Genomic DNA, 7,160 nt, shown 5'->3' with positions numbered 1-7,160 from the left:
CGGGGTGCGCGGGGTGCGCGGGGTGTCGCTAGCCGAGGCGGCGGCGCAGCTCGCGTTTGTCGATCTTGCCGACGGGGGTGAGGGGGAGCTCGTCGGTGACCGTGAGGAGATCGGGGAGCATGAACCGGGCCAGCCCCCGCTGGCGCAGGTACGCCTTGAGGGCCTTGAGGGTCACCGCCGCCCCCGGCGCCGTGACGATCACCGCGCGGACGCTCTCACCGACCTGCTCGTCCGCCGCCGCGACGACGGCCGCCTGGGCGATCGCGGGGTGGGTGAGCAGGTGCTCCTCGAGCTCGGTGGCGGAGACGTTCTCCCCGCCCCGGTTGATCACGTCCTTGATCCGCCCCTCGACGACGAGGTTGCCGCTCGCCGTGAGCCGGACCAGGTCGCCGGTGCGGTAGAAGCCGTCCGGGCCGAACGCGGTCGCGTTGTGTTCGGCGGCCCGGTAGTAGCCCCGCACCGTGTAGGGACCGCGGGTCCACAGCTCGCCGACGGCGCCCGGGGCCGCGTCCGCCCCCTCCCGGTCGACGATGCGGATCTCGTCCGCCGCCGCGAGCGGCCGGCCCTGGGTGGTGCACGCGACCTCGTCGTCGTCGGCTGGGCGGGTGTAGTTCAGCAGGCCCTCGGCCATGCCGAACACCTGCTGGACGGCGGCGCCGAGGGTCGGTCGGATGCGCCGGGCCAGCTCGGCGTCCAGCCGGGCGCCCCCGACCTGGAGCAGGCGCAGGCTCGCGGTGTCGGGTCGCTCCCATTCGGCGGCGCTCACCCAGAGGCGGGCGAGCGCCGGCACCAGAGCCGTGACCGTCACCCGTTCGCGGGCGATGAGCTCGAAGGCGGTCTCCGGGCTGGGCGAGGGCGCCAGGACCACCGTCGCGCCGACGCCGAGCGCCCCGAGGATGCCCGGACACGCCAGCGGGAAGTTGTGCGCGGCCGGCAGCGCGACCAGATAGGTGTCCTCGCCGGTCAGCCCGCACAGCTGGGCGCTGGCCGACGCGTTGTACGCGTAGTCCCAGTGGGTGCGCGGGATCAGCTTGGGCTTGCCGGTCGTGCCGCCCGAGATGAGCAGCACCGCGACGCCGGCCGGGTCGGGGGCCGCCGGCTCGACCGCTCGGCCGGCGGCGCGGGCGGTGGCGCCGGCCGCCGCGAGCGCGTCGATCCCGGTGAACGGACCGGCTTCGCCGGCCACCAGCACGTGGCGCACCGCCGGGACCGCCGCCACGATCTGTCCGGCGAGCGCGCGATGGTCGAAACCCTCGTGCGTGTCCGGGATCGCATAGGCCACCGCGCCGGACAGGCGGGCCAGATGCTCGATCTCGACCCGGCGGTGGGCGGGCAGTGCCAGCACCGGGATCGCTCCCAGCCGCAGCAGCGCGAACAGCAACGTCACGAACTCGACCCGGTTGGGCAGGTGGGTCAGGACGCGGTCGCCGGCGGCGAGGCCGAGCCCGGCGAGCCCGGCCGCCAGGTCGTCGGCGGCCCGGTCGAGCTCGGCGTAGGAGAGCCGGACCGGCTGGGCGGGCGGCCCGGCGACGAGGGCCGTGGCCGGGCCGTACCGCCGGGCCCAGTCCCGGAGCCGATCGCCGAGCGGTCCGCCCTGCCAGTAGCCCTCGGCGCGGTATCGGCGCGCGAACTCGGCCGGCCAGGGGACCCAGCCGTCCGCCGCGCCCGGCGTGACCGGGTCGGTGACCGACGGGTGGCTCATCGCTCGGCCCCGACGGTGCCGGCGCCGTCGACCTCGTCGACCCCGTCGACCAGCCGCGCGGAGATCTCGTCGTCGGACATGCCGGCGATCTCCCAGGCGATCGACGCGACGCGATCGAGCCGTCCGGGTGTGGTCTCGACCGCGCGCATGCGCTGCGCCAGCGCGGCCACCGTCGGCGCACCGAACAGCATGCGGACCGACACCTCGGCGGTGTCGAGCTCGTCGCGCAGGCGGGCGACGAGCCGGGTGGCCAGCACCGAGTCGCCGCCGAGAGCGAAGAACTCGTCGGTCACCCCGAACTCGCCGCCGCCCAGCACCTCCCGCCAGACCAGCAGGATCATCCGCTCCAGATCGGAACGCGGTGGTGACGGCTGCGGCCGGGGGCCACCCGGCTCCCGCTCGAGCAGTGCGGCGGCCGCCCTACGGTCGAGCTTCCCGTTGGCGCTGAGCGGGAGTTCTGGCACCGCGACGACGCGGTCGGGCACCATGTGCGGCGGCAGCAGGCCGCGCAGGCTCGCGCGGATCGCCGCCGGACCGCCCGCCGGCTCGGCTCCCGGATCGACCCCCGGGTCGACTCCCGGCTGGGCTCCCGGGTCGAGGACGACGAGCGCCCCGAGCGCGGCCGGGCGGCCGGCCCCGCCGCCGGTCAGCTCGACGATGCCGGCCCGCACACCCGGCAGGGCCCGCAGCGCCGCCTCGACCTCGCCCGGTTCGACCCGGAAGCCACGGATCTTGACCTGCTGGTCGCGGCGGCCCAGGAACTCGACGGTGCCGTCGGGCAGGTAGCGGGCGAGATCGCCGGTGCGGTACCACCGGGCGCCCGCGTGGGTGACGAACCGGTCGGCCGTGCGCTCGGGATCGCCCAGGTAGCCGCGGGCGACCCCGGCACCGCCGATCCACAGCTCGCCGGCGACGTGGTCGGGGCAGTCGCGGCCCAGGGCGTCGACCACCCGCAGCCGGACGTTGCGCAGCGGGGTGCCGTAGGGCACCGAACGCCACTGCGGCGGCACCGGCCCGCCCCCGACGACCTCGCACACGGTGGAATGGATCGCGGTCTCGGTCGTGCCGCCCAGGCCCAGGAACCGGCAGCCGGGGACGGCCGCGGCGAGCCGGGCCGGCAGGTCGACCCCGACCCGGTCCCCGCCGAGCAGCACCGCGCGCAGGCTGTCGCCGAGTTCGGGCGGGCCGGCCGGCCCGCCTCCCGCCACGGTGAGGATCAGGTCCAACACGGCCGGGACGCAGTTGAGGATCGTGACGCGGTGCCCGGCGACGAGCTCGCCCCAGCGGGCGGCCTCGCGCCGGGAGTCCTCGTCGACCAGCACCACGGCGCCGCCGGCGGACAGCGGCGCGAACAGGTCGAAGACCGACAGGTCGAAGTCGAGGGCGGAGACGGCCAGCGTCCGGTCGTCCGGGCCGAGGCCGAGCCGCTCGGTCAGGTCGTCGATGGTGTTCATCGCGGCCCGGTGCCCGACCTCGACACCCTTGGGTTGACCGGTGGAGCCGGAGGTGAACAGCACGTATGCCGGTTCGTCCAGCCGGGCCGGGTCGTCCGCCGCGGCGAGGACGAGCCGGTCGGGCGCGGGCCCGCCGGGGCGGTCGTCCAGGGCGAGCGGGGTCACTCCGTCGGGCCACCGCGTCCGGGACGGCGTGGTGATCACGATGCTGAATCCGGCGGTCGCCGCGATGCGCGCGACCCGCGCGGGCGGCTGTTCCACCCCGACCGGCACGTAGGCGGCGCCCGCCGCCAGCACACCGAGGACGGCGACGACCTGCTCCGGCCCCTTGGGCAGGCTGACGGCGACCAGGTCACCGGGCCGAACGCCGCGGGCGGCGAGCCGGCCGGCCACCGCCAGGGCTCGCGCGGCGAGCTCGCCGTAGGACAGCGAGCCGACCGGCTCGGCCGCCGCCCCCCACAGCAACGCCGGCGCGTCGGGACGGCGCCCGGCACGCGCGAAGAACCCCTCGTGGAGCAGGCGGGTGGACGCCGGCCCCGCGACGGCGCCGACGCGGCGGCGCACCGCGCGCACCGACTCGTCGAGCAGCCCGTCGACGGGCCGGTCCCAGACCGCGCCGTCCCCGGCCGGCTCGGGGGCGGCCAGGTCACGCACCAGCCGTTCGAAGGCGGCGAACATCGCGTCGACCACGCCGGGGGCGAAGGTGTCCTCGCGGACGTCCCAGTTGACCAGCAGGCCCCCGTCGAGCTCGGTGACCTGGGCGTCGAGCAGGACCTGCGGGCCCTGCGAGATGATCCACTCCGGGTCGCCGAACTCCCGGCGGACCGCGGGATCGAACAGCTCGCCGAGGCCCAGGGCGCTGGTGAACACGACCGGGGCCAGCACCTGCTCGCCGCGGTGACGGCCCGCCTCGCGCAGGATCTCGACGCCGGAGTAGCCGACGTGGGCGGCGTCGGCGTGCAACCGGGTCTGGACCCGGCGGGCACGCTCGACGAACGGCACCCGGTCGGTGAGGTCGATCTCCAGGAGCACCGAGCTGGTGAAGTCGCCCACCACCCGGTCGACGTCGGGGTGCACCTGCTCGCGGTCGAACAGCGGGACGTTCAGCAGGAACCGCGGCTGGGTGCTCCAGCCGCCGAGCACCTCGGCGAACGCGGTCGCCACGGCCATCGCCGGGGTGATGCCGCGGCGGTGGGCCGCCTGCCCCAGCGCCGCGCGGGCCTGCTCCGGCAGCCGGAAGTGGCGCCGGGACACGCGGGGGTCGGCCGCGCCGCCCACGCCTGACAGGGGCGACGCGCCCGCGAGCTCGGGCGGCCCGGGCAGGCTGGGCAGGCGGTCCAGCCAGGCGCGCCGGGACCGTTCGGCCGCCGTGCGCCGGCTCGCGGCGTGCTCGGCCCGGTAACGACGGTAGGTGTAGGCCGGCGCTGGCGCCACCTCGTCCGGGCGGCCGTAGAGGTTCGCCAGATCGGCCAGCAGGACGCGGTAGCTGACGGCGTCCGCGGCGACCATGTCGACGTCGAGGTGGAATCGGGTGGTGCCGCCCGGCCGCAGGCTCAGCGCGGTCGAGAAGACCTCGCCGCGCTCGATGTCGAGCATCTGGTGGGACAACCGTTCGCGCACGGCCGCAAGCCGGGTCGCGGCGGCGGCCTCGTCGAGGTCGCGCAGGTCGTGCACGGTCAGCCCACGCCAGCCCGACCGCGCCTCGACGACCTGGCCGCCGTTGTCGGTGATCCGGGTCCGCAGCGCCTCATGCCGCTCGATGAGCCTCTCGATCGCGGCGGCCAGTCGGTCCGGCTCGACGCCCCGCCCGTCGAAGCCCCGCCCGTCGAACTCGGTGTAGAGGTGGGCGGCGACGCCGCCGAGCGGCTGCCCCGGATCGCGGCCGACCCAGTAGGCGTGCTGCATGAGCGCCAGCGGGAACTCCCCGCCCGCCGCGGCGTCCTCGTGGTCCGGCCCCGCCCCGGCCCGCCGGCCCCGCCGGCTCCGGCGGCCGGTCGCTGGCGGCGGCCACCTCGGCGGCCGTCCCGGCTGCCGTGGGCCGGCCGGCCAGCAGCTTGAACCACGCGTCGATGGTCGGGTTCTCGGCCAGCTCGGCGAAGTTGACCTCCATGCCGGCCCGCCGCCAGGCGCCGACCGTCTGGATCAGCGCGATCGACTCCAGGCCCCGTTCGAACAGGTTGTCCTCGTCGCCGACGTCGGCCGGGTCCTCCTCCAGCATGTCGGCGACCGTGCGCCGCAGAGCTTCCCGGTCCGGCCCCGCCGGGGGCGCCGCCACCAGAAAACGGCTGACGCTGCGCAGCTTCTCGCGGGTCTCCTCCAGCTCCCGCTCCGGGCGCGACGCGCCGACGACGCCCGCCCCCGCGCGCAGCCAGGTCCGCCCGTCGCGCTGGAAGGCCGTGCGCAGGACGAGGGCGGCGTCGAGCGACCCGTCCGCGGCGGCGCTGATCACGGCACCGCTGTAGAGGCCGCGCGGCTCCGGCTCGTATCGCCTGATCGCGGCGAAGGCGGCGGCCTTCGGGACGCCGGTGGCCGTGATCGACGGGAAGACGGCGGCCAGCGCGTCCCAGCCGTCGTGGCCGGGCGCCAGCCGGCCGCTGACACGCGAGGCCAGATGCTGGACGCTGCCCCGCTCGAGCACAGCCATGAACTCGTCGACGACCAGCGTCCCCGGTTGGCACACCAGCCGCAGCTCCTCCTGGGCTACCTGCACCGACACCGCGTGCTCATAGATCTCCTTCGGGTCGGTGCGCAGCGCCTCCCGCCGGGCCCGGTCGGCCTCGCCGCCGTCGGCCTGCCCGCCGTCGAAGGCGGCGGTGCCGGCCAGCGGCTGGGTGGAGACCCGGCCGTCCGAGGCGACCTCGACGACGGTCTCCGGGCTGAACCCGGTCGCGCGCAGGCCGCCGAGGTCGAGCAGGAAGGACCGGGCGGGCGTGTTGCCCCGCCGCCCCCGCTCGTACGTCGCGACCAGGTCGATCTCGCCGTCGACCGGGACGACCCGGGAGAGGATCACCTTGCGCAGCCGACCGGCCCGGATGTCCTCGACGGCGCGGGCGACGGTCTGCCGGTAGTCGTCGGCGCCGTGCTCGAGGTCGGCCAGCGGGCGCGGCCGCGCCGCCTCGCCGGTGGCGGGGGTGGCGGGGGTGGCGGCCAGCGCCTCGGCCAGGAGGTCCAGGTCGGCCGGGTCGGCGGCGCGCAGCGCCGCCCCCGTCGCCGTCAGCCGCACCTCCCGGGCGGGAATGATCAGGTGGACCAGCGGCTCGGACGAGCGCGGGCCGGGCAGGCCCGCGGTCCGGGGGCCGAGCTCGAAACCGGCCCAGCCGTACGCCCGCCAGTCCGCCACCGGGATGGTCGCCAGCACGTCGGCCAGGGCGCGCAGCGGGGCGCTGGCGACCGGCTCGACGCGCCAGCCGCCGCCGGACCGGTAGCGGATCTCGTCCCAGTACAGAACGATCTCGGCCAGGGCGCCCGAGCCGTAGCACCACTCGCCGTCCCGCTCGTAGACGGTGAACGGCGCCTCGGCGCCGCGCGCGAGGCGGGCCGCCGCCGCAAGCGGATCTCCGGTGAAGGGCACCGCCCGCTCGCGGTAGACCAACGAGGCGGTCACCGGGACGCGCCGGAATCAGCGCCGTCGCGGTGTTCCCGCGCGGCCTCGCCGTCCCGCGCGGCCTCGCCGTCCCGCGCGGCCGCATGGCCGCCCGCCATCCGGGCGGTCAGGCTGGCCGGGCGCAGGTCGGTCCAGTTGGCCTCGACGTACTCCAGGCAGGCCGACCGGCTGGCGGCCTCGTGCGCCGTCCGCCAGCCCGCCGGGACCGGCGCGAAGGTCGGCCAGAGCGAGTGCTGGCCCTCGGCGTTGACCAGGACGTAGAAGCTGCCGTTTTCGTCATCGAACGGGTTCGTCGACATGCGGTTCCCGTCTCCTCGGGTCTGCGGCCTGAGATGGCGATACTCAGGTTAGGTTTACCTAAAACAAGAGGGTGCGTCCAGCCTTATAAGGCGAAAAAAGC

General features: G+C 76.2%; 4 protein-coding genes. All 4 read right to left on the bottom strand.

Annotated elements, in window-relative coordinates:
- Positions 1-28: 28 nt before the first annotated feature.
- Genes FRAQA3DRAFT_RS02470 through FRAQA3DRAFT_RS02455 form a run of 4 tightly spaced genes read right to left on the bottom strand, consistent with a single transcriptional unit; the run spans position 29 to position 7,059 of the window.
- A complete protein-coding gene (locus tag FRAQA3DRAFT_RS02470) occupies positions 29-1,702 on the bottom strand; it encodes a (2,3-dihydroxybenzoyl)adenylate synthase (RefSeq protein WP_009737480.1) in 1,674 nt (557 codons plus the stop codon).
- Positions 1,699-4,899: a non-ribosomal peptide synthetase gene (locus tag FRAQA3DRAFT_RS31160; protein ID WP_232292081.1), complete on the bottom strand. Its 3,201-nt coding sequence runs from the start codon at positions 4,897-4,899 to the stop codon at positions 1,699-1,701. The genes FRAQA3DRAFT_RS02470 and FRAQA3DRAFT_RS31160 overlap by 4 nt, the downstream gene beginning before the upstream one ends.
- A 4-nt stretch (positions 4,900-4,903) precedes the next feature.
- A complete protein-coding gene (locus tag FRAQA3DRAFT_RS32325; RefSeq protein WP_009737478.1) occupies positions 4,904-6,760 on the bottom strand; it encodes a salicylate synthase in 1,857 nt (618 codons plus the stop codon).
- Positions 6,757-7,059 carry an MbtH family protein gene (locus tag FRAQA3DRAFT_RS02455; protein ID WP_009737477.1) on the bottom strand — a complete coding sequence of 101 codons (303 nt, stop codon included), beginning with the start codon at positions 7,057-7,059 and terminating at the stop codon, positions 6,757-6,759. Before FRAQA3DRAFT_RS02455 ends, FRAQA3DRAFT_RS32325 begins: the two co-directional genes overlap by 4 nt.
- Between the last annotated feature and the right edge of the window lie 101 nt (positions 7,060-7,160).

Source organism: Frankia sp. QA3 (assembly GCF_000262465.1).
Lineage (GTDB): Bacteria > Actinomycetota > Actinomycetes > Frankiales > Frankiaceae > Frankia.
This window is presented reverse-complemented; position numbering and strand designations above follow the sequence as displayed.